Raw genomic sequence first — 23,730 nt, 5'->3', positions numbered from 1 at the left:
TCAGTCGTAATTGCGGATGTCGTCGATTTCGGTCGTGCCGAAATCTTCGCGATCCAGGTAGGCGAGGATGCGGGTGGCCACATTGGCGGGCGAAGACAGCTTGCCCGTGGCGTGGAAGTCCTGGAACTTGGCCAGGGCCGGGAAGCTTTCCGGGTCGCTGGAACGGATGGCGACCTGCATGTCGGTGTCGACAATGCCGGGGGCCAGCGCGACGATGCGCGCGCCGTCGGCGCCTTGTTCCTGCTTGACCACGCGCGAGTACATATCGAGCGCGGCCTTGGTGGCGCAGTAAACGCCCCAGCCGGCGTTCGGGTTGCGGCCCGCGCCGGAGGAAATGTTCAGCACGCGGCGGTCGGCCTTCAGGTCTTCGACGGCGGCCAAAAAGCGCGCGGTCAGCAGCATGACGGCGGTGACGTTCAGATTGAAGGCGGCGGTGATGGCCGCGCTGTCGATCAGGGCGTCGGTGCCGGTCACGGGGTGCACCGTGCCCGCATTGTTGATGAGCAGATAGCGTTTGGCGTCGCGCGGCAGGGCCGAGCAGATGCGTTCGGCCGCGGTTTCAGCCGCCTTCAAGTCCGAGAGGTCCACGGACAATTGTTCCAGCTGCACATCCTGCGACCGCGCATAGGCGGCCAGCTCGGGGTCTTCGCGGCGCGCCAGCGTGATCAGGCGCGTGCCCGGTTTGGCCAGGCCGCGCGCCATGGCGGCGCCGATGCCGCGCGAGGCGCCGGTAAGGATTGCGATGGTGTCAGACATTCGTGGACCTCTGGGTACGGTGAGGGGAAAAATCGCGGAACTTAGACGCCTTGCTTCAGGCTGGCCTGGATGAAGGGGTCCAGGTCGCCGTCCAGCACTTTCTGCGTGTTGGAAATTTCAACGTTCGTGCGCAAGTCCTTGATGCGGCTCTGGTCCAGCACGTAGGAACGAATCTGGTGGCCCCAGCCCACATCGGTCTTGGAGTCTTCCAGCTTCTGCTGTTCGGCCATGCGGTTGCGCATTTCCAGTTCGTAGAGCTTGGACTTCAGCATCTGCATGGCTTCGGCGCGGTTGCGGTGCTGCGAACGGTCGTTCTGGCACTGCACGACGATGCCCGTCGGGATGTGGGTCAGGCGCACGGCGGAGTCGGTCTTGTTGATGTGCTGGCCGCCCGCGCCTGACGCGCGGTAGGTGTCCACGCGCAGGTCGGCGGGGTTCACTTCAACTTCGAACGATTCGTCCACTTCCGGGTACACGAACACGCTGGCGAACGACGTGTGGCGGCCGCCGGAGGAGTCGAACGGGCTCTTGCGGACCAGGCGGTGCACGCCGGTTTCGGTGCGCAGGTAGCCGAAGGCGTATTCGCCTTCCATCTTGATGGTGGCCGACTTGATGCCCGCGACGTCGCCTTCGGATTCTTCCAGCACTTCAACCTTGAAGCCCTTGCGCTCGGCGTACTTCAGGTACTGGCGCAACAGCATCGACGCCCAGTCCTGCGCTTCCGTGCCGCCGGCGCCAGCCTGGATGTCCAGGAAGCAGTTCAACGGGTCGGCCGGGTTCGAGAACATGCGGCGGAATTCAAGGTTTTCCAGCTTTGCCTGGAAAGCGTCGGCGTCGACTTCAATGGCTTCGAGCGTGGAATCGTCGTCGTCGGCCGCGGCCAGTTCGAACAATTCATTGGCGTCGGCCAGGCCCGTGCTCAGACCGGTGAGCGTTTCCACCACGTCTTCCAGGGCTTTCTTTTCACGGCCCAGGTCTTGGGCGTGCTTGGGGTCGTTCCAGACGGCCGGGTCTTCGAGCTCGGCGTTTACAACGTGCAGGCGTTCAGCTTTGGCATCGTAGTCAAAGATACCTCCGTAGAGCCTGTTCGCGCTCCGCGTAATCGGCGAGGCGGGCTGCGAGCTGGTTCTGACGTTCGGCTTCCATGATGATTCCTGATGACTTTTGTGCGAAACCTGGCATTTTACCGTGGATGGAACAACTACGCGGGCGCGTGTTGCAAGAAGAGGGACGGATTGGTCTCTAGGGGTTTGCGTGGGGATGACGCGAATCAGCCTTAGTTGTTCAGTTTTTTGTCAACCCGTGGGTTCTAGGCTAGACAAAGCGGCCATTGCGTCCCCGATCAGGGGCGGGGGCCGCAAGATGCCGGCACGCAGCCGGCCTATCCCGCTAGAGGACAGGAGACATAGATGGAAAACACGATGACCCCCGGGGTCACGCCGGCGATCCCGGCGAGTGAGGAGGACCGCATCTACCGCAAGGTAGGCTGGCGGCTGGTGCCGCTGTTGGTGGTGTGCTACGTCGTGGCCTACCTGGACCGCGTGAACGTGGGCTTCGCCAAACTGCAAATGCTGCAGGAGCTTCAGTTCAGCGAAACGGTGTACGGGCTGGGCGCAGGCATTTTCTTCATCGGCTACTTCATCTTCGAAATTCCCAGCAACATCATTCTGCATAAGGTTGGCGCGCGAATCTGGATCGCGCGCATCATGATCACGTGGGGCATCATTTCCGCCTGCATGATGTTCGTGACCAGCGTGCATATGTTCTACGCGTTGCGCTTCCTGCTGGGCGCAGCCGAAGCCGGGTTCTTCCCCGGCATCATCCTGTACCTGACCTATTGGTATCCGGCCGCACGGCGCGGGCGCATCACCACGTTCTTCATGACGGCGGTGCCGATGTCCGGGCTGATCGGCGGCCCGATCTCGGGCTGGATCATGTCCACGTTCCATGGCGACCACGGCTTGTCGGGGTGGCAGTGGCTGTTCCTGCTGGAAGGCATTCCGTCGGTGTTGATCGGGGTGCTGGTGCTGATCTATCTGGATGACCGCATCAACAAAGCCAAGTGGCTGACCGCCAACGAGAAAGCGGTGCTGATCCGCAATATCGCGGCCGAAGAGCAGCAAAAGGAAGACCCCCCGATTCGCGCCGCGCTGACGCGTCCGCGCGTGTGGGCGATGGCGCTGATCTACTTTTCGTTCGTGATGGGGTTGTATGGGGTGGGCTTCTGGATGCCGAGCCTGATCAAGAGTACGGGCGTGCAAAGCCCGCTGGCGATTGGCTTATTGACGGCAATTCCCAACCTGTTCGCCGTGATCGGGATGATCTTGATTTCCCGCAATTCGGATCGGCTGCGTGAACGCCGCTGGCACGTGGCGCTGCCCGCGCTGTTCGGCGCGGTGGGGCTGTTCTTCTCGGCCGTCTGGAGCGGCAATACGGTGCTGGCGATTTTGGCGCTGACGGTGGCCAACATCGGCATCTGCACGGTGCTGCCCCTGTTCTGGAGCCTGCCCACGGCCTTGCTGGGTGGCACGGCGGCGGCGGCCGGCATTGCGCTGATCAACTCGGTGGGCAACCTGGCGGGCTTTGTCAGCCCGTATCTGGTGGGCTGGTTAAAGGACATGACCGGCACGACGAACACCGGCTTGTACATGCTGTCAGGCTGCCTGGTGGTGGGCGCGCTGGTGGCGCTGGCGCAGCCAGCCAAGCTGGTGAATAAATAACGGGGCGGCCCGGAGTCATGCTTCGGGCCAGTTGGAAAACACCGGCGGCGGCTTTTACGAGCCCCCGCCGTTTTGTTTTCACCCCGCGTGTTCAATCACCAATTGCACCGACACCATCCCGTTCCACACGTTTTGCTCCAGCCGGTACGCGGCCTGAATGTGTTCGGGCAGCGACTGATCATGGCCGAACCAGATGGCGTCAAAGCGTTGATGGCCGCGTTCCAGCGACAGCTTCAAGTGCTTTTCACCGACCAGGCGCTGGTTGCGCACGGTGAACTCATCCAGGAACAACGGCGCGGCAAAGCCCGCGCCCCACACCTGTTGTTGCAGCATGCCGGCCACTTCCGCATTGGCGTAACCGGACTCCAGCGAACCGTCGGTTTCGATGACGGGTTCGAAGGTGTCGCGCCCGGTCAGCTCACGCACGGCCGCGTCAAACGCGGGGGCGAAAGCGGGAAAATCTTCGCGGCCCAGCGTCAGGCCGGCTGCCATGGCGTGGCCGCCGAACTTGCGGATCAGGTTGGGATGGCGCTTGGACACGAGATCCAGCGCGTCGCGCAAATGCACGTCGGGAATCGAGCGGCCGGAACCCCGGATTTCGTCGTCGCCCGCGGGGGCGAAGGCCAGCGTGGGACGCCAGAATTTCTCCTTCAAGCGCGACGCCACCAAGCCCACCACGCCCTGGTGCCAGCCGGGGTCAAACACGCAGACCGTGGCGCCCGCTGACGCGTTGGGTTCTTCCATGGCGGCCAGCGCCTGCTCGCGCATCTCGGCTTCGATGGTGCGGCGTTCGCGGTTGATGTTGTCGAGTTCGCGCGCCATTTCCAGCGCTTGGGCTTCGTCGTCGGTGGTCAGGCAGGCGATGCCCAGACTCATGTCGGCCAGACGGCCCGCCGCGTTGATGCGCGGCCCCAGCGCGAAGCCCAGGTCGAAACCATTGGCGCTGCGCGGCTCGCGGCCGGCCACGGCGAACAGCGCACGCAGCCCCGGTTGCAGACGGCCGCTGCGCATGCGTTGCAGGCCTTGGGTGACGAGCAGACGGTTGTTGGCGTCCAGCTTGACCACGTCGGCGACCGTGCCCAGCGCCACCAGATCAGACAGCGCATCCAGGCGCGGGCCGCCGTCGGCGGCATAGACGCCACGGCGGCGCAGCTCGGCGCGCAAGGCCAGCATCATGTAGAAGATGACGCCGACGCCCGCCAGGTTCTTGGACGGGAAGCCGCAGCCGGGCTGGTTCGGGTTCACGATGGCCAGGGCGTCGGGCAGGGTGTCGCCCGGCAAGTGGTGGTCGGTAATGACCACGCCGATGCCGGCCGCGTTGGCGGCGGCCACGCCGTCCACGCTGGCGATGCCGTTGTCGACGGTGATGATGATGTCGGGCTTGCCACTGCGGTGCGTGACGGCCAGGTCCACCACGGCAGGCGACAGGCCGTAGCCAGTCTCGAAGCGGTTGGGCACCAGGAAGTCAACATCCGCGCCCATGGCGGACAGCGCGCGCAGGCCGACCGCGCAGGCGGTGGCGCCGTCGCAGTCATAGTCGGCCACGATCAGCAGCTTCTTGCCGGCCTGGATGGCGTCGGCCAGGACGCCGGCGGCATGCGCCGAATGCGTCAGGCCAGCGGGCGGCAGCAGCGACGGCCAAGCCAGCTTGGTCTGGTCGGGATGGGTGACGCCGCGCGAGGCCCACAGGCGGGCCAGCAGAGGATGAATGCCCGAGGCTTCCAGAACGCGGCAGGCGTCCAGGTCAGCGGGGCGTATCGTTAAGCGGGGTGAGACCACCAGGCGCTCCAGTTTTTCTTGGGCGCGGGCAGCAAGCCAAGCAGGCCCCCACGCGGTTTCAGGGTCAGGGCGACTTGGCGGTCGTCGCCCAACAGCAGCAGGTCAGTGGGCGTATCCGGTACACCCTGCTTGCCGGCCAACGGACGCAGGTGCTGCGCGTCCAGTTCAGCCAACGCGTCCAGCCAGGCGGACCAGTCGCCTGCGCGTTGCGGGGCGTCAAGCCCGGTCAGCACCCGTTCAGGGCCGGCCGGCACGATGGGCCAGGGCCTGCCGCCGCCATATAGCCACAAGGCGTTGACGGGGGGCAGCCCGCGGGCGGCGCGGTCGTCGTTGACGGGGTGTTCGTGCCACGCCATCTGTATTTCATTCAGCAACCGGCGCCACGGACGCATGTCGGCATCCTGGCGCCACCACTCATTCAGCCGGTGGCCGGCCACGACGTGGGGTGAAGCCGTCTGCGGCCGCAGCCCGTCGGGCAGCGTCAGCCGCCAACGCTGCGGCGACAAGGCCTGGACCGTGAAACCGGTGCCGTCGAACAGCGAACGAGCGGTGTCGAGCAGGGCAGCGGTTTCCTCGGGGCGCAGGTCCATCTGGTCCGGGTCCAGCAGGTTGGCCTGATCGGCCCCCAGTGCCAGGTGCACCAGTTCGGCGAGCCAGACGGGGGCGCCCGCCGCGGGAGCGCCTGCCGCAGGAGCGCCTGCCGCAGCACCCGCTGCCGCAGGGCCGCCCGCCGCAGGATCGCCTGCCGCAGGGTCGCCCGCCGGGGCTTGGCCGGCCGCGAGCAGCGGGCCCAGGCCCGCGCCTTGCAGCAGACCGGGTTCGGCGGTGTAGCCGGCGCGGTTCAACTGCCAGGACTCAAAGGCGGTACAGCCGTGGGCGCGCGCATCGAAGGCGGCCGGGCGGGCGGCGCCCGCTTGCAGCCAGCTGTGCAGGGTGGGCGCGCGTTCGGGCAGGAGTTTGGCCAGTTCGGCGGCCACGGGTAGGGCGGGCAAGGCGCCCGGAATGACGATCAGCATGGCGGGGATTGTAGTCCGGGCGGGGGCGGGGACGCAGGCACGCAATGTAGTGGGGAAGGACGCCGCGAAAGGCGCGCGAAAGAAGCCCGGGAACTAAGGCGTGCCAGCGCCTGCCATAGGTTGAAACGGCTGGTCGTGGAACCGCACATTCGCGGCGCGATTGTCGGGCCGTTAATGCCATAATGCGCACGTGCTGAAAATACCCTACGAACTATGGATAGGCGCCCGCTATGCCGGGTTGGCCCGAATCCGCCAGCGACGCGGGCGCCGCGATCGCTTCATCTCCTTCATCGCCGCCAGCTCCATGGCCGGTATCGCGCTGGGCGTCGCCGCCCTGATCGTCGTGCTGTCCGTGATGAACGGGTTCCAAAAAGAAGTGCGCGACCGCATGTTGTCGGTGCTGCCGCACATCGAACTCTACATACCCGGGGCCTTGCCCGAACGGGTGCTGGAGCAGTGGCAGCAGTTCTCTGACGCCGCCAAGAAAAATCCCGAGGTCAAGGCCGGTGCGCCATTCGTGGCCGCGCAGGGCATGCTGGTGCGCGGGCAAGCGTTGCGAGGCGTGCAGGTGCGGGGCATCGACCCTGCCACGGAAGGCAACGTATCTGACCTGCCGCGCCAGATGGTGTCGGGCAAGCTGACCGACCTGAAGGCGGGCGGCTTCGGCGTGGTGCTGGGCAACGAACTGGCCGATGGCCTGGGCGTGAAGCTGGGCGACACGCTGCTGATGATGGCCCCGCAAGGCTCGATCAGCCCCGCCGGTTTCGCGCCGCGCATGCGCCAGTTCACCGTGGTTGGCGTGTTCTCGTCGGGCCACTATGAATACGATTCGTCGCTGGCGTTCGTTGACAACGAAGACGCCGCGCGCGTGTTCCGCGAAAACGGCACGGCCGGCGTGCGCCTGCGTATCGCCGACATGCAGAAGGCCCCCGAAGTGGCCAACGAACTGAAAAAAGTGCTGCCGCCCTACGTGATGGCCAGCGACTGGTCGCGCAACAACCGCACCTGGTTCGCCGCCGTGCAAACCGAAAAACGCATGATGTTCCTGATCCTGGCGCTGATCGTGGCGGTGGCGGCGTTCAACTTGCTGTCGTCGCTGGTCATGGCCGTGAAGGACAAGCAATCGGACATCGCCATCTTGCGCACCTTGGGCGCGGGGCCGGGCGAAGTGGCGCGCATCTTCTTGGTGCAAGGCGCGCTGATCGGCGTGATCGGCACGTTGCTGGGGGTGGCGGGCGGTATCGTCATTGCCTACAACGTGGACGTGATCGTGCCGTTCATCGAGCGTCTGCTGGGCGTGCATTTCCTGCCGCGCGAGGTCTATTTCATCAGCGCCTTGCCGTCTGATCCGCAAGTGGGCGACATCATCACGATTGGCCTGACGTCACTGGTGTTGTCGCTGCTGGCAACGCTGTATCCCAGCTGGCGCGCCTCGCGTCTGCAACCGGCTCAGGTGCTGCGCCATGATTAAGATTCAAAACGCTGACGCCCTGACTCCTGCGCTGCAGGCCGAGAACATCGTCAAGGTCTACGACGAGGGCCCCGCCCGCATCGAAGTGCTCAGCAATGTCAGCCTGTCTGTCGCGCGTGGCGAGATGGTTGCCATTGTGGGTGCATCAGGTTCGGGCAAGAGCACCTTGTTGCATATCCTGGGCTTGCTTGACGTGCCGACCAGCGGGTCGGTGTCGGTGGATGGCCAATTGGCAGTTGGCCTGTCCGAAGCCAAGAAGAGCGCCGTGCGCAACAGCAGCCTGGGCTTTGTCTATCAGTTCCACCATCTGCTGGCGGAATTTTCGGCGCTGGACAATGTGGCGATGCCGCTTATCGTGCGCCGCGAGAACCGTGACAAGGCCCGCGAGGCCGCGCGCGAGGTGCTGGCGCTGGTGGGCCTGGCCGCGCGCCAAGACCATTTCCCGGGTCAGCTGTCGGGTGGTGAACGCCAGCGGGTAGCGCTTGCGCGCGCGCTGGTGACGCGCCCGGTCTGCGTGCTGGCCGACGAACCCACGGGCAACCTGGACCGCAACACCGCGCACAAGATGTTCGAACTCTTGACCCAGGTGAATCAGGAATCGGGTACGGCGTTCGCCATCGTCACCCACGACCAGGAGCTGGCTGGCCGTGCCGACCGCCAATTGCTGATGGAAAACGGCCGCCTGGTATCGGGATAAGGGATGCGGGTGGATAATCCGCAACAGGAGGCCACGCCCATGCTGATCGACACCCACTGTCATCTGGACGCTGCAGAGTTCGACGCCGACCGCCAGCAGGTGGCCGACCATGCCTGCGAGGCCGGCGTCCAATCCATCGTCATCCCCGCCATCGAACGCGCCAATTTCGACATCGTGCGAAACATGGCGGCCGAAGTGGCAGGCGGCGCCTACGCGCTGGGCATCCATCCCCTTTACGTACAGCGCGCCGCTGATTCCGATCTGGACGCGCTGCGCGAAGCCATCAAAGCGTCGCTAGGCGACCCGCGCTTTGTCGCCATTGGCGAGATCGGCCTGGACTTCTTCGTGCCCGAGATATCTTCGGGCGAACCCCGCGAAAAGCAGGAACGCTTTTACGCCGCACAGTTGGCGATGGCCGCCGAATTCAAGCTGCCGGTGCTGCTGCATGTGCGCCGCTCGCAAGACATTCTGCTGAAGTATCTGCGCCGCCATGGCCGCATCGGCGGCATCGCGCACGCCTTTAACGGCAGCGCCCAGCAGGCGCAGGCCTTTATTGATCTGGGGTTTGCGTTGGGCATGGGCGGCGCCATGACCTACGAGCGCGCCTTGCAGATCCGCCGCCACGCGGTGGACGTCGACTTGTCGCATCTGGTGCTGGAAACCGATGCGCCAGACATTCCGCCCGCCTGGCTGCACCCCCCGCAACGCCGCAACCGGCCGGGGGAGTTGGCCCGCATCGCCCAGGTGCTGGCCGAGCTGCGCGGCATCACGGCCGCCCAGGTGGCGCACGTCACCACCGCGAACGCCATGCGGGTGTTGCCGCGTTTGCCGGCCGCGATTCTCGCTGACGACTGAAATCCGTCCCTGAATGTTGCCTGCGCGATAACGTCAGTTGTCGTGCGGATGCATCACATTTCTAAGATTTTTCTCAAAGCTGTCTAAAAACTGAATAAATGCTGACAAAAAGTTGAATGACATATTAGGAATGAATATCATTGCCGTTCATTGAAATTATCAATCAGCGCAATGCGCGCCGCCCTGTTCGGGCGGTTCCCTTTGATTCCCTATGTCGACTCTTCACAGCATCCACGGCTCCGTTCGAGCTCGTCGTTCACCTTCCCATTCCTTCCGTCTATTGCCGCTGGCTTTGCCCCTGACTTTGCCCCTGACGCTGGCGCTGGCAACGATCGGCGCCGCGCATGCGCAACCTGTCGCGGGCGCCCAGGAAGACACCATGGGTGTCGCGCAAATGGACACCGTGGTGGTGACCGCCTCCGGCTTCGAGCAAGACATCAAGAACGCGCCCGCATCCATTTCGGTGATCACGCGAGAGCAGCTGGAGACCAAGCCCTTTCACAATCTGGCCGATGCGGTGTCGGACGTGGAAGGCGTGACGGTCGAGCGGGGCGGCAAGGCGGGCGGCATGAACATCAGCATCCGCGGCTTGCCCAGCGACTACACGCTGGTGCTGGTGGACGGCAAGCGCATGAGCCAGAACAGCTCGGGCGCGCGCCCGAACGGCTTTGGCGACGTGGACACCAACTTCATTCCGCCGATGGCCGCCATCGAGCGCATCGAGGTGGTGCGCGGCCCCATGTCCACCCTCTATGGGTCGGATGCGATGGGCGGGGTCATCAACATCATCACGCGCAAGGTCAGCCAGGATTGGATGGGCCAGATCACGCTGGACGGCACGGCGCAGGGCGACAACACCTTCGGCAACAACTACGGCGCGGCGTTCTACCTGAGCGGCCCCATCAAGACCGACAAGCTGGGCCTGACCTTGCGCGGCGGCCACTATCGCCGCCTGAGCGCCAACGGCAGCTACCCCGTCAATCAGGCCGAGTACAACAGCGGCAACTACACCGGCGACATCGCCAGCTTCTCCGGCCTTGGCGACAGCACGCAGCAGAACGTTGGGCTGCGCCTGTCGCTGACGCCGAACCGCAATCACGACGTTCTGCTGGACGTGGACAGCTACTGGCAGACGTATGACAACGCCAATGGCGAACTCGGCACGCTGAACACCAGTATTGCGCCCAACCGCCAAGGCGGCGGCTACGAACCCGAAATGAAGTTCAACCGTCAGCGCTATGCCTTGACGCATCTGGGCCGATACGGCAATTCCATCAGCTCGGACACGAGCTTTGTGTACGACACCACCGAAACCATCGGCCGCACCAATCCCATGAACGCGCCCCGCAAGCCGACGGACGGCGACAAGCGCGATCTGGAATACGACAACTGGGTGCTGGACACGAAGTGGACGATGCCGCTGTTCAACGACCGGCACAACCTGACGCTGGGCGGCCAGTGGCGCGAGCAGCACTTCAAAGACACGCTGGTGTCCGCGCCGCTGAACCTGCGCCAGTATCAATGGGCATTGTTCGCGGAAGACGAATGGCGCATTGTCGATGACCTGGCATTGACGGCGGGCGCCCGTTACGACCGCAACGAACAGTTCGGCGGCAAGTGGAGTCCGCGCGGCTATCTGGTGTGGAACGCCACGCCGATGTGGACGGTCAAGGGCGGCGTCAGCAAGGGCTACAAGACGCCCGACATCAACCTGATGACCGACGGCATCATCGGCCTGGGCGCGCAAGGCACCATGCCGCTGCTGGGCAATTCGCAGCTGAAGCCGGAAAGCAGCACCTCGTCGGAACTGGGCTTGCTGTTTGACGATGGCGAAGGCCTGTCCGGCAATCTGACCGCCTTCCACACCAAGTTCAAAGACAAGATCGACAGCCAGAACGTGCCGAACTGCCTGGCGGTGGGCGGCCCCGCGCCGGGCTGCCTGGACCTGGGCGTATGGGAGCGCAACGGCATACCGGTGGCGAACTTCTCGCAGCGCGTGAACATCGACACCGCGACCATCCAGGGCTTTGAGCTGGGCGGCAGGATTCCGCTTTATGGCGGCGTGTCGTTCAACGGCAATTACACGCTGACCGCCAGCGAAGTCACCTCCGGCGCCAAGCAAGGCCAGCCGCTGGGTTCGCAGCCTCGCCACAGCTTGAACCTGGGCCTGAACTGGCGCATCAACGACCAGTTCAACGCCTGGGTGCGCGGCGAGTATCGCGCCAAGCAGTTCAATGACATGAACTGGGAGAAGGAACAGGTGTTCTACAACCCGTACTGGCTGGCCAGCATGGGCGGCTCGTATGTGGTCAACAAGAACGTGACGCTGTCGGCGTCGGTGTTCAACCTGTTCGACAAGAACTTCGTCAACTACGGGCCGACCAAAATCGGCACGAGCGAGCCCGCCGCCAATGCGAACTGGGCCAACTCGTACCGCCAGGTGCTGGAAGGCCGCCGCCTGTGGGTGTCGGCGAACATCACGTTCTAAATTGCCGGGGTTATGTCGAAGATTGGCGCGGCAGCTCCATCCGAACGCTCAGGCCTTGCGGAGACATGTTGCGCGCCGATATCCGCCCCTTGTGCGCGGCGATGGCGGCTTGGGCGATGGACAGCCCGAGCCCCGCGCCGGAGCCCGCGGTGTTCTTGTCCGACGCCACACGGTAGAACGGTTCGAACAGCGACTCCAGATCTTGCGCCGGTACGCCCGGCCCGCGGTCTTCGATTTCCAGGCAGGCTTCACGCGCGCTGATCAGCAGCCGCACCCGGATGGCGCTGTGCGCGGGGGCGAAGCGCAAGGCGTTGCGCAGCACGTTTTCAATCGCGCTGGACAAGCTGTCGCGCTCGCCCGTCACCATGACCGGTGCGGGCGCTTCCCAGGTGATGCGCACGTGCAGCGCGTCGGCCTCGAAACGCGCATCGTCCACCACGTCGGACACGATGGCGGTCAGGTCCAGCGTATCGCTGGGTTCGGGCAACGCGCCCAGACGAGCCAGCCGCAAGGTATTGCCCACCAGCGCATCCAGGCGTTCACATTCGCGTTCAATGCGATCCAGCTGCACGTCTTGACGTTCGTCTTTGCGCCGCGCAAGTTCAGACGCGAGCCTTAAGCGCGCCAGCGGCGAGCGCAATTCGTGGGCGATGTTGTGCAGCAGTTGTTCACGCGTATCGACCAAGGCCTTGAGCCGGTCGGCCATGGCGTTGAAATCACGCGCCAGCAAGCCCAGTTCGTCTTTGCGCCTGGCAAGCTTGGGCGGTGTGTGGGCATCCAGCCGGCCCGCCGCCAAGGCCTGGGTGGCGTGGCGCAGCTGCGTCAGTGGCGCGGTGACGTGCCGCGTCAACGCCCAGCAAAAAGGCGCCGTCACGGCCAGCGCAAACAGCAGCAAGGCCAGCGCCACGGGTGATAGCCCCAACACTTCCCAGTGCGAAGAGTCGAACGGCAGGAACAGCATCAGCAACTCTGAGCCATCCGGCAGCACCAGCAATTGAGGTTGCCACCACGACACGCGTTCGCTGACGGCATCGGGTTGCGGGTAGTCTGCGTGCGGGGCAGGGTCCGAGGCCGCGCGATAGGCGCCCAACCAATCGTGCATGCGCGTGGGCAGGGTGCGGCCCAGAATTTCGGTGTCGCGCGTGTCCAGCACGTAGATCTTGAGCGCGGAATAGCGCTGATCCATGGCCTCGACCCAGCGCGTCAGGCCCTCCTTGCCCTGGATGCGCGCCACCTGCCGGGCGTCTTGGGTCAGGCTGGCGGGGTTCAAGCCATCCAGCGAGTTGATGCGATACCAGGCAACCGTGGCGGTGAACAGCATGCCGCACACCAGGATGATCGCCATGGCGCACCAGAAGGTCAGAAAGGCGCGCCAGAAAAGGGACCGCGTGGGCAGCGGCCAGCTCATGCTGCCGCGCCCGCCAGCACGTAGCCCAGCCCTCGCAGGTTACGGATCGACAGCGTGTCGCCGGACGCATCCAGGCGCAGCTTCTTGCGCAAGGTGCTGATGTGGGTGTCGATGCTGCGGTCGTAGCGTTCGGGGCGGCGGCCCAAGGCGTACATGCCGATCTGCTCACGCGCGACCACTTGGCCAGGCACGCGCATCAGCAGTTCCAGGATGCGCTGTTCGGCCCCGGTCAGCAGGACTTCTTCCTGACCCAATCGTGCACGGCCGGACGCCGGGTCCAGCGACAACGCGCCCAGCGTCAGGCAGGGCTTGGTGGTCTCGGGCACTTCTTCAAAGCGCCGCATCACGGCGGTGATACGGGCCTTGAGTTCGCGTGGGCTGAACGGCTTGGCCAGGTAGTCGTCGGCGCCGAACTCCAGCCCCAGCACGCGGTCGGTCTCGCTGCCGTGGGCCGTGAACATGATCACGGGCCGGCGCGAACGCGCGCGGTATTGCTTGAGCAGGTCCAGGCCATTGCCGTCGGGCAGCATCAGGTCCAGCAGCACCAGGTCGTAGTCGTCTTGCGCCAGCAGGGCAAGACCCTGCGCGCCGGTGTGGGCCAGTGTCAGCAGGCAGTGATTGGGTTCGAGGTATTCGCGCAGCATCTGAGCCAGCTCGACATCGTCGTCGATCAGGAGGATGCGGCGCGTAACCGCTGTGTGTGAGAAAAGCATCCGTTATCTGTGTTCCGCACCCGGCAGTTTGGCTGATGGCCGAACTTCCAAGTGTCAAGAAGTGCGAAGAAAGTAAAAGTTGCGGAAAGGCATTTGCCGGATTCCGACAGCCTCAATTCTAATATGAGAATAGTTTTCATTAAGAAATAAGAGGTGGGCCCGGTGTTGCACGTGGGGTGCGGCAGGGTCCGGTACGGGAGAAAGCGGAATCATGAGCAGCAAAGATCTGGCCTTGGGCGGGCGCGTCACGGTGTCGCGTACGCAACTGGCGGCGGCCCTGTGCGCGGCCGGTTTGGGCATGAGCCCGGCGGCCGTTTGGGCGCAAAACGACAGTTCGGCCAAGACCCTGGAAACCGTCGTTGTGACGGCCAGCGGCTTCGAGCAGCAGATTCAGGATGCGCCGGCGTCCATCAGCGTGATCACCCGCGAAGATCTGGACAAGAAGTTCTACCGCGACGTGAATGACGCGCTGATCGACGTGCCGGGCGTCATCATTACCGGCGGCGGCGACCGTCAGGACATTTCGCTGCGCGGCATGGGCCCGCAATACACGCTGATCTTGATCGACGGCAAGCGCCAGAGCTCCCGCGAAACCCGTACCAACTCTGATTCTTCCGGCGTCGAAGGCGGCTGGACGCCGCCGCTTGCCGCCATCGAACGCATTGAAGTGGTGCGCGGCCCGATGTCGTCGCTGTATGGCTCGGATGCCATGGGCGGCGTAATCAACATCATCACGCGCAAGGTGCCCAAGGAATGGCATGGCGAGATCCGCATGGATACGACCATTCAGGAAAGCAGCAAATCGGGCGACATCTACCAGGGCAACTTTTATCTGGCGGGCCCGATCAAGAACGATTTGCTGGGCTTGCAGATCTATGGCCAGGCCTCGCAGCGCGATGAAGACAACATCGTCGACGGCTTCCGCAAGCGCAATTCGGATAGCGTGACCGCCAAGCTTGCGCTCACGCCGAACCGCGACCACGACATCGTGCTGGAAGCCACCACGATGCGCCAGAAAATCCAGGAAACGCTGGGCAAGACGGTTGCGCCGCTGGCGCCGGGCGAGGCCTGCGGGCGTAACGGCTGCCCGGCATCGGCCCAGACGGACTATCGCAGCAACAAGTGGGCGCTGTCGCATACCGGCCGCTGGGGTTGGGCCGTGTCGGACAGCTATGTGCAGCAGGAAGAGTTCGACAACCGTTCGCGGCAAATGAAGGTCAAGAACCTGAACCTGCAATCGAGCTGGACGCTGCCGTTGGGTTCGCACATGTTGACCTTGGGCGGCACGTATCTCAGCCAGCGCCTGAACGATCAAACCGGCAATCAGTTGTCGGGCGGCCCGAGCAAGATCGACCGCTACCAGTGGGCCTTGTTCGCCGAAGACGAATGGCGCCTGACCGACAGCTTCGCGCTGACCGCCGGCCTGCGCATGGACGAAGACGAGAACTTCGGCACGCACTTCAGCCCGCGTTTGTACGGCGTGTGGCACATGGCGGAGCGCTGGACGTTGAAGGGTGGCGTGTCTACGGGCTTCCGTGCGCCGGACCTGCGCCAGACGGTGGCGGGCTGGGGCCAGGTCAGCCGCGGCGGCAACATGTATGGCAACCCCGACCTGACACCCGAGAAGTCGGTTACTGAAGAAATCGGCATCCTGTATGACGACGGCGAAGGCTTCAACGCCGGCCTGACCGTCTTCAACAACGACTTCAAGGACAAGATCACCCGCGTGGCTTGCCCGTTGTCGCAGTGCACGGAAGGCCCCAACCAGTTCGGCTCCAACCCCACCACCTACATGAACGTGGACAAGGCGGTGTCGCGCGGCGTGGAAGCCAGCATGAAGCTGCCGTTGGCGCGTGACTGGTCGTTGACCAGCAGCTACACGCTCACCAAGTCGGAACAGAAGTCGGGCCAGTACAAGGGCGAGCCCTTGAACCAGTTGCCCAAGCATCTGTTCACCACCACGGTGAACTGGGAAGCGTCCGACGCGCTGCAAGCCTGGGCGCGCGTGAACTATCGCGGCAAGGAAAGCCAGCCGACAACCGGCGCCTCGTCGTCGTCGGTGGTGGCGCCGTCCTACACCTTTGTGGATATGGGCGCGTCGTACGCGGTGAACAAGACCGTGTCGGTGTACGCCGGCATCTACAACCTGTTCGACAAGCAAGTCACGTATGACGACTACGCATACGTGGAAGACGGCCGCCGTTACTGGCTGGGCGTCGGCGTGAAGTTCTAAGTTTCAGGAAAGGGGGGCGCTTGCGTCCCCCGCAACACGAAGAGGTTTCTATGACGAAGCAAGGAAAAACGGGCTGTGCCCGCCGCGGGTTGCTGCAAGTTGCCGCCGCCCTGGCCTTGGGCGCCGCGACGACCGTCTGCGCCGCGCAAACCACGGTGCCTGTCAAACATGCGCGCGGCGAAACCGCCGTGCCGGCCAACCCCGCCAAGACTGTGGTGATGGACCTGGCCGTGCTGGACACGATGCATGCGCTGGGTGTTGAAGCCACGGGCGTACCTGCCGTTGCCAAGTGGCCGCCGCAATTGGCGCAGTACGCCGATGAGCGTTATCTGAAAGTGGGTTCCATGTTCGAACCCAACTACGAAGTGATCCACGCCGCGCAGCCGCAGGTGATCTTCGTGGCGGGCCGCTCGGCGCCCAAGTACGACGAGCTGTCCAAGCTGGCGCCCACGGTCGACCTCACGGTTGACGCCAAGGACCTGGTCGGCAGCGTCACGCGCAACACCGAAACGCTGGCCGCCTTGTACGGCAAAGAGGCAGAGGCCAAGCAGAAGCTGGCGGCCTTGCAGGCATCGATCAAGACGCTGCACGACAAGGCCGGCTCGGCCGGCACCGCGTTGATCGTGCTGACCACGGGCGGCAAGATGAGCGCCTATGGCCCCGGCTCGCGCTTTGGCGTGATCCACGACGCCTTTGGCGTCAAGCCCGCCGCACCCGGCCTGAACGTGTCGAACCACGGCCAGGCGATCTCGTTCGAGTTCATTGCCCAGACCGACCCCGACTGGCTGTTCGTGATCGACCGCGATGCCGCCATCGGCCGAGAAGGCGTGTCGGCCCAGCGCATGCTGGACAACGATCTGGTGCGCCCGACCAAGGCGTGGAAGAACAAGCGGGTGGTGTATCTGAATGGCTTTAACTGGTATTTGCTGGGCAGTGCCGGGCTGACGGCGATGCAGCAGAACGTGGACGACATCACTGCGGCGTTGGCACAAGGAAAGTAAGCGGAGTGCGGGAAACGTGGGAAGCGAGGGAAGGCCGCCTGTGAGCTGGCGGCAGACGATTAGCGGTTGGGGCGGCCTGGCCGTCGTGTTGCTGGTGCTGGTGCTGTTGTGCGCGGCCAGCGTCAGCCTGGGCGCGGGGCAGCTGTCATTGACGGCGTTGTGGGGCGAGGGCGATGCCGCCGAACGCGCCTGGCGCCTGATGATGGTCAGCCGCGTGCCACGCACCTTGGCCTTGCTGCTGGCCGGCATGTCGCTGGCGGTGGCCGGGCTGATCATGCAGATGCTGGTGCGCAACCGCTACGTCGAACCCACGACGGCCGGCACCGTCGAGTCCGCCACGCTGGGCATCCTGGTCGTCACCTTGCTGGCGCCCGACACGCCAGTGATCGGCAAGATGCTCACCGCCACCGCCTTCGCGCTGGCCGGCACCTTGCTGTTCCTGGCGCTCTTGCGCCGCGTGCCGCTGCGCACGCCGTTCATCGTGCCCTTGATCGGGCTGATCCTGGGCGGCGTCATTCATGCAATGACCACCTTCGTGGCCTTTCGCTTTGACCTGCTGCAATCGCTGCACGCCTGGACTACGGGCGATTTCTCGGGCGTGTTGCGCGGGCGCTATGAATTGCTGTGGATTGGTTTCGCGCTGGCCTGCGCGGCCTACGCCGCCGCCGACCGCTACACGGTGGCGGGCATGGGCCGCGAGTTCGCGTCCAACCTGGGCCTGAACCATGCGCGCCTGACGCTGGTGGGCCTGCTGATCGTATCGGCCATCTCGGCCGTGGTGGTGGTGACGGCGGGCGCCATTCCTTTTCTGGGCCTTATCGTGCCCAACGCCGTCAGCCTGATTCTGGGCGACAACATGCGTCGATCCATTCCCTGGGTGGCGGGGCTGGGCGGCGTCTTCGTGCTGGCCTGCGACATCATCGGCCGGCTGGTGATTCATCCCTACGAAATCCCTATCGGCACCGTTGTGGGCGTGCTTGGCAGCATCTTGTTCCTGTGTCTGCTGCGCCTGCGGAGGAACCGTCTTGGCTGAACTTGTGAAAGCCGCCTCCGCGCTGCGCGCGACGAAAATCCCGCCCCAACCGATGCGTTTGTTCTGGCTGGCCGCCGCCGCGCTGGCGTGCGTGGCCGCGTTCATGACCTTGGGCGCCAACGGCCAGTGGTCGTTCGTGATTCCATTTCGCGGCGGCAAGCTGATTGCGATGCTGCTGGTGGCGTATGCCGTGGCTGTGTCATCGGTGCTGTTCCAGACGATTACGCACAACCGCATCCTGACGCCCGCCATCATGGGTTTTGACGCGCTGTACCTGTTGATTCAGGCCGTCGTGGTGTTCGGCTTCGGCCAGGCCGCAACGGCAGCGAACCACCCCGTGGCGGCGTTCCTGTTGGAAGTCTGCGCCATGACGGCGTTTGCGTGCCTGCTGTTTCGCTGGTTGTTTTCAGACGCAGTACGCAGCCTGCACCTGATGATGCTGGTGGGCATCATCTTCGGGCTGCTGTTTCGCAGCCTGTCCAATTTCATGGTGCGGCTGATCGACCCCAACGAATTTCTGGTGCTGCAAGACCGCATGTTCGCCAGCTTCAATTCGGTGCGCGTGTCGCTCTTGCCGATTGCGTTTGCCGCCGTGTGTGTGGCCACGCTGGTGATCTGGCGCATGCGCCATCGCTACGACGTGCTGGCGCTGGGCCGCGAGATTGCGGTGAACCTGGGCGTGGACTATCGCCGCAGCCTGATGCTGACGCTCGGCGCCATCGCCGTGCTGGTGTCGGTGTCTACCGCGCTGGTGGGGCCGGTGACGTTCTTCGGCCTGCTTGTCAGCAACCTGGCGTATCAGGCGATGGGTTCTGACAAGCACAAGCACACCATTCCCGCCGCCACGATGCTGAGCATCATCTTCCTGGTGGGCGGCCAGACGCTGCTGGAACGCGTGCTGGGCCTGAACACCACGGTCAGCGTGGTGATCGAATTCGTAGGCGGCGTGATGTTCCTCGTCCTGATTTTGCGCAAGGGGCGCCGATGATTGAAATAACCGAAGTCAGCAAGCAGTACGGCGACAGCGTGGTCGTTGATGGCGTCAGCTTGCAATTGCCGGCCAATGGCGTCACCGCCATCATCGGGCCAAACGGCGCGGGTAAATCGACCTTGCTGTCGATGGTCAGCCGCTTGCTGCCGCTATCGGCGGGCCAGATCCAGGTGGATGGGCTGGACGTGACGAAGGCCGACAGCCGCGAGCTTGCACGCCGCCTGTCCATCTTGCGGCAAGACAACCATCTACCCTTGCGGCTGACGGTGAAGGACTTGGTCGCGTTTGGCCGCTACCCGCACACGGGCGGCCGGCTCACGCTGGACGACAAGACCCACATCGACCGCGCCATTGCTTATTTGAACCTGGAGCCGCTGGCAGACCGCTATCTGGATGAGATGTCGGGTGGACAGCGTCAGCGCGCGTTTGTGGCGATGGTGCTATGCCAGGACACGCGCTACGTGCTGCTGGACGAACCGCTGAACAGCCTGGACATGAAGCACGCGGTGGCCATGATGGGCACCCTGCGCCGCGCGGCGGATGAGCTGGGCAAGACGGTGGTGCTGGTGCTGCACGATATCAATTTTGCGTCCACCTACGCCGACCGCATCGTGGCGATGCGGCAAGGCAAGATCGCGCATCAAGGCACGCCGGATGCATTGATCCGGCCGGAGGTGCTGAGCCCCTTGTATGAATTGCCCATCGACGTGCACGAGATCGGCGGCAAGCGGATCTGCGTGTATTACCGGTAGGGGCAGGGCGGGCGTAGCCCACCCCGCCGGATCGTGAGCGCAGTGCGCTCAGGCAGCGCGCTCAGGCAGCGCGTTCCGCCAGGGTGTTAAGACTGCGCGCAAACTCAGCGCGCCGATTCCGTGCTGGCGACCAGCCCGCTGCGACGCGCGGCGCGATGCTGGCGTTCCAGCAAGACGGCCCACAGCCACAAGGGCAAGCTGGCCAGCGCCAGCAGGCTGCCGACCCAGCCGGTCGACGTCCAGCCATAGCCCGCGGCAATCGCCAGGCCGCCCAGTAACGGGCCCAACGCGTTGGCGGTGTTGAAGGCCGAGTGGTTCAGGGCCGCGGCCAGGCCTTGCGCATCGCCCGCGACGTCCATCAGCCGGGTTTGCAGCACGGTGCCCAACGCGCCGCCCACGCCCACCAGGAACACGTTCAGCGTGATCAGCCAGACGTTGTGCGCCATCAGCGGGAACAGCGCCAGCACCACGGCCGACCACACCAGCAGCAGGCCGGCCGTGCGCATGACGGCGCGATCGGCAAAGATCGGCACCACCATATTGCCCACGGTCAGGCCCACGCCAAACGCGCTGAGCACGAACGGCACCACCGACGGCGACACCTGCGTGACGGCGGTGAGCGTGTCGGCCAGATACGTGTAGACCGAGAACAAGCCGCCAAAACCCACGGCGCCGATCGCCAGCGTGATCCAGACCTGGCCGCGGCCCAGCGCGCTCAATTCGCGCAGCGGGCTGGCCTTGTGGTCGGCGGGCGTGTCGGGCGCGTAGATGGCCACGCTGATCATCGTCAGCACCGCCAGCAACGACACCAGGCCGAAGCTCCAGCGCCAGCCAATCACCTGGCCCAGCCAGTTGGCCAGCGGCACGCCCACGATGGTGGCGACGGTCAGCCCCAGAAACACCCGGCCCACGGCCATCGTGCGCCGGTTGGCGGGCACGAGCGAACTGGCCACCAGCGATGCAATGCCGAAGTACGCGCCATGCGGCAAGCCGCTAAGAAAGCGGAAGAACAGCATCCAGTGGTAATTGGGGGCGATGGCGCTCAAGCCGTTGCCGACGGCGAACAGCGCCATCAGCGCAATCAGCAAGCGGCGGCGCGGCATTCTGGCGCCCAGCACAGCAAGAATGGGCGCGCCAACGACCACCCCCAACGCATAGGCGCTGATGACGTGGCCCGCGGTGGGCGCATCAATGCCCAGCGATTGAGAGAAATAGGGCAGCAGGCTCATCGTGGCGAACTCGGTGGTTCCGATGGCGAAACTGCCGACAGCCAGAGCAAGCAGCACCAGCGCGGGCCGGTGCTGCGTAGAAGAGGGGTGAGACATGAATGGACTAGGGGAGATTCGGCGGATGTTGCGGCGCAACAGCGCTATTGTAAGCACCGAAAGCTGTCATTTGTCTGTGTCGGCATTGACCATGCTTACAAGCTTGGGTCATCAGGCGGGGCGGGGCGCCTCGACCGCGAAGGGGGGCAGCCCGCAACGCCCTGTCCGCAACGCCCCGCCTGCAACGCCCCGCCTGCAACGCCCCGCCCGCAATGCCCCGCCCGCAACACCCCGCCTTCCTCGCCGCCCCGCCGATAGGTCGGGCTACCGGCTGAGATCCACCGCGTAGCGCGACAATTGCGTGGTCGCGTCAGGCGTGGCGTCGTACACGGACACGTTCGTCACGCCATGCGCGGCGGCCATCGCCACGGTGCCAGGCACCGACCAGAACACCACCGGGCCGGCCAACGTGGCAAGCGGCTTGAAGCGCCAGCTGCGGTCCAGCCCATAGGTGGCCAGATCCAGCGTCGGGTTCTTCTTGATGTAGCTGATCAGCACATCACGGCTGGCGTCCGGCGCTTGCAGCACGATGTCGCCCTTGCCGCCGGCCAGGCCGGGGAAGTCGCCGCCGCCGCTTGCGCGGTAGTTGTTGGTCACCACTAGGAACTGCGCGGCTGGGTCCAGCGGTGCGCCTTGGTACGTCAGCCCCGAAATGCGCGAGCCCTTGGGTTGGCTGACGTCTATCTCGTACTTCAGCGCATTGCCCGCGGCGTACAGCACGTCGAAGTTGAACGTGGGAAAGCTTGTGTCCACCAGATCTTGCGGCGCGACCTGGGCGGGGTCGATCTGCTTGAACTGTTCGGCCGTCTTCTCCAGCCACTGGCGCACGGTGTCACCCGTGACGCGCACCACTTGCAGCGTGTTGGGATACAGATAGAGGTCGGCAGCATTGTTGATCGCCACATTGCCTTGCTTCACGAACGTGAAGTCGCCCGGGCCGTTACGCCCGCCCTTGAAAGGAGCGGCGGCCGACAGAATAGGCAGGCTGGCGTACGACGGATTGTTCTTCGCGATGTAATCCGTCAGGTAGTCGATCTGCGCCATGTTCACGATCTGCAACGCCGACACATCGCCCGTCAACGCGTAATAAGTCGCCATGTCGAACTGGCTTTGGCCGATGGGCGTCTTCACGTAGTTGATAGTGGCGGCGTGTTCGGCCTGCACCAGCTGCTGCACGGCGGCGTCGGGCGCCACGTAGGTGGCCGGCGTGGTGCCGCTTTGCGCGGTCAGGCGCGTCGAGATGCGCGAGACCGTCGTGGCGTCCTTCTGCACCTGCCAGCCCTTGTCATACGCCAGTTTCAGCGTGATCTGACCCAGGTTGTTGCCCCATTGGCCGGCCTGCACGGCAGGCACCCCGTTGATCAGGCCCTTGGCCAGATCAATGCCCGGCTGGCCCGCGAATTGAGACGTCGTGCTGGTGTCGGGAAACAGCAAGTGCTGGTGGCCGGTGATCAGTGCATCGATGCCCGGCACCTGGCTCAGGTAGCCCGCGCCGTTTTCCATCGACGGGCTATACGCCGTCTTCATGTCGATACCGCCATGCGCCAGCGCCACGATGATGTCCGCGCCCGCGGCCTTCATGTCGGGCACATAGCGTTGCGCGGTCTCCTTCCAGCCCGTGACCTCGACATGGCCTTCCAGATTGGCCTTGTCCCATTGCAGAATGGGCGGCGGCGCAAAGCCGATGACGCCCACCTTCAACGGCACATCGATGGTCTTGCCGCTGGCGTCCGTGGCCTTGAACGTCTTGTCCAGCACCACCCAGGGTTTGAAGATGGGTTGCTTGCTGGCGGCCGACACCACATTGGCCAACACGAACGGAAAGCCCGGTGCCGCGCAATCGCGCGCGCCTGCGGGGTTGGTCTGCGCCGTGCCTTTGCCAATGCCGGCCAGGCCGAAGTCCACGTTCGTGATCTGCGACAAAAAGGGCAGGCCGTAATTGAATTCGTGATTGCCCATCGTGCCGGCGTCATAGGCCAGCAGCTTCATCTGCTTATAGACGGCAATCATGTCCGAGCACTGCACGGGCGAGACCAGCGCCTGGTAGTCGGACAGCGCGGTGCCTTGGATGGTGTCGCCGTTGTCAAACAGCAGCGTGTTGGCGTGCTGCTTGCGGGCGTTGGCGATCAGCGTCGCGGTGCGATCCACGCCGTAGCTCTTGTCTTCGGCCAGCTTGTAGTAGTCGTACCCCAGCACGTTGGCGTGCAGGTCTGTCGTGGCCAGAATCGCAACGTCCAATGCCGCGCCTTGCGGCACGCTGGCCGCGGGCGGCGTGACCGCGCCGATGTCGTCGTCGTCATCATCATCGTTGCCGCAACCGGCCAGGCCGGTCAGGAGCAGCACGCTGGCGGATACCGCAAACAGTTTTCGTACGTGTGGCTTCACTGTCTTTCCTTCCGTGTCATGAAGGAAATCGATTTTGGGGACAGTGTGTGACCTGGGCGTGACACGGCCGCAGTGCGGAGCCGCTGCCGCGATCCATGCCTTAGCGC

At 64.5% G+C, this 23,730-nt stretch carries 18 protein-coding genes; 10 read left to right on the top strand and 8 right to left on the bottom strand.

Annotation, left to right across the window (positions count from 1 at the left end; all coding sequences use genetic code 11):
* Together HV765_RS07465 and prfB are read right to left on the bottom strand one after the other, a co-directional pair.
* Positions 1-756 (bottom strand): SDR family oxidoreductase, encoded by a 756-nt coding sequence (locus HV765_RS07465; RefSeq protein WP_054425178.1) that lies wholly within the window; start codon positions 754-756, stop codon positions 1-3.
* Positions 757-797: 41 nt separating this feature from the next.
* A protein-coding gene (gene prfB / locus HV765_RS07460; protein ID WP_175169272.1) for a peptide chain release factor 2 occupies positions 798-1,902 on the bottom strand; the annotation gives its coding sequence in 2 pieces (ribosomal slippage) (positions 798-1,820 and positions 1,822-1,902; 1,104 coding nt in all).
* 263 nt (positions 1,903-2,165) lie between these two features.
* On the opposite strand from prfB, the gene HV765_RS07455 reads away from it, so the two are divergent.
* Positions 2,166-3,476, top strand: a complete 1,311-nt coding sequence (locus HV765_RS07455) for an MFS transporter (protein ID WP_054425182.1) — start codon at positions 2,166-2,168, stop codon at positions 3,474-3,476.
* A 78-nt stretch (positions 3,477-3,554) separates the two neighbouring features.
* Here the strand turns inward: HV765_RS07455 and recJ are convergent, their stop codons facing one another.
* Positions 3,555-5,255 (bottom strand): single-stranded-DNA-specific exonuclease RecJ, encoded by a 1,701-nt coding sequence (recJ, locus tag HV765_RS07450; RefSeq protein WP_054425184.1) that lies wholly within the window; start codon positions 5,253-5,255, stop codon positions 3,555-3,557.
* On the bottom strand, positions 5,237-6,271 hold the full coding sequence (locus HV765_RS07445; protein WP_175169271.1) for a hypothetical protein: 1,035 nt from the start codon (positions 6,269-6,271) through the stop codon (positions 5,237-5,239). Before HV765_RS07445 ends, recJ begins: the two co-directional genes overlap by 19 nt.
* A gap of 238 nt (positions 6,272-6,509) precedes the next feature.
* Between HV765_RS07445 and HV765_RS07440 the strand changes: the two genes are divergently transcribed.
* The 4 genes from HV765_RS07440 (at position 6,510) to HV765_RS07425 (ending at position 11,782) form a co-directional block, all read left to right on the top strand.
* On the top strand, positions 6,510-7,742 hold the full coding sequence (locus HV765_RS07440; protein ID WP_245636394.1) for a lipoprotein-releasing ABC transporter permease subunit: 1,233 nt from the start codon (positions 6,510-6,512) through the stop codon (positions 7,740-7,742).
* Complete coding sequence (gene lolD / locus HV765_RS07435; RefSeq protein ID WP_054425190.1) at positions 7,735-8,439, top strand: lipoprotein-releasing ABC transporter ATP-binding protein LolD; 705 nt, start codon at positions 7,735-7,737, stop codon at positions 8,437-8,439. Before HV765_RS07440 ends, lolD begins: the two co-directional genes overlap by 8 nt.
* A gap of 39 nt (positions 8,440-8,478) precedes the next feature.
* Entirely contained in the window at positions 8,479-9,294 is an 816-nt protein-coding gene (locus HV765_RS07430) for a TatD family hydrolase (protein WP_175169270.1), read from the top strand.
* Positions 9,295-9,505: 211 nt separating this feature from the next.
* A complete protein-coding gene (locus HV765_RS07425; protein ID WP_175169269.1) occupies positions 9,506-11,782 on the top strand; it encodes a TonB-dependent receptor domain-containing protein in 2,277 nt (758 codons plus the stop codon).
* 10 nt (positions 11,783-11,792) lie between these two features.
* Here HV765_RS07425 and HV765_RS07420 read toward each other — a convergent pair whose 3' ends face one another.
* Positions 11,793-13,190: a sensor histidine kinase gene (locus HV765_RS07420; protein WP_054425194.1), complete on the bottom strand. Its 1,398-nt coding sequence runs from the start codon at positions 13,188-13,190 to the stop codon at positions 11,793-11,795.
* Positions 13,187-13,903 (bottom strand): response regulator transcription factor, encoded by a 717-nt coding sequence (locus tag HV765_RS07415; protein WP_054425197.1) that lies wholly within the window; start codon positions 13,901-13,903, stop codon positions 13,187-13,189. Before HV765_RS07415 ends, HV765_RS07420 begins: the two co-directional genes overlap by 4 nt.
* 211 nt (positions 13,904-14,114) lie before the next feature.
* Here HV765_RS07415 and HV765_RS07410 point away from each other — a divergent pair, with 211 nt between their 5' ends.
* The 5 genes from HV765_RS07410 to HV765_RS07390 are packed head-to-tail and all read left to right on the top strand — an operon-like array spanning position 14,115 to position 19,913.
* Positions 14,115-16,136, top strand: coding sequence for a ligand-gated channel protein (locus HV765_RS07410; RefSeq protein ID WP_175169268.1), 2,022 nt, complete (start codon positions 14,115-14,117; stop codon positions 16,134-16,136).
* Between the two features lie 50 nt (positions 16,137-16,186).
* On the top strand, positions 16,187-17,137 hold the full coding sequence (locus HV765_RS07405) for a siderophore ABC transporter substrate-binding protein (RefSeq protein WP_082387146.1): 951 nt from the start codon (positions 16,187-16,189) through the stop codon (positions 17,135-17,137).
* 40 nt (positions 17,138-17,177) lie between these two features.
* On the top strand, positions 17,178-18,170 hold the full coding sequence (locus tag HV765_RS07400; RefSeq protein ID WP_175169267.1) for an ABC transporter permease: 993 nt from the start codon (positions 17,178-17,180) through the stop codon (positions 18,168-18,170).
* A 52-nt stretch (positions 18,171-18,222) separates the two neighbouring features.
* A complete protein-coding gene (locus HV765_RS07395; RefSeq protein ID WP_054425605.1) occupies positions 18,223-19,158 on the top strand; it encodes an iron chelate uptake ABC transporter family permease subunit in 936 nt (311 codons plus the stop codon).
* On the top strand, positions 19,155-19,913 hold the full coding sequence (locus tag HV765_RS07390; protein ID WP_175169266.1) for an iron ABC transporter ATP-binding protein: 759 nt from the start codon (positions 19,155-19,157) through the stop codon (positions 19,911-19,913). The genes HV765_RS07395 and HV765_RS07390 overlap by 4 nt, the downstream gene beginning before the upstream one ends.
* 104 nt (positions 19,914-20,017) lie before the next feature.
* Here HV765_RS07390 and HV765_RS07385 read toward each other — a convergent pair whose 3' ends face one another.
* Positions 20,018-21,238 (bottom strand): MFS transporter, encoded by a 1,221-nt coding sequence (locus tag HV765_RS07385; protein WP_054425204.1) that lies wholly within the window; start codon positions 21,236-21,238, stop codon positions 20,018-20,020.
* 264 nt (positions 21,239-21,502) lie between these two features.
* A complete protein-coding gene (locus HV765_RS07380) occupies positions 21,503-23,623 on the bottom strand; it encodes a 5'-nucleotidase C-terminal domain-containing protein (protein WP_175169265.1) in 2,121 nt (706 codons plus the stop codon).
* Between the last annotated feature and the right edge of the window lie 107 nt (positions 23,624-23,730).

Source organism: Achromobacter kerstersii, assembly GCF_902859595.1.
Taxonomy (GTDB): domain Bacteria; phylum Pseudomonadota; class Gammaproteobacteria; order Burkholderiales; family Burkholderiaceae_B; genus Achromobacter; species Achromobacter kerstersii.
Note: the sequence above shows the minus strand (reverse complement) of the source record. Positions and strands in the feature narration are given on the sequence as shown.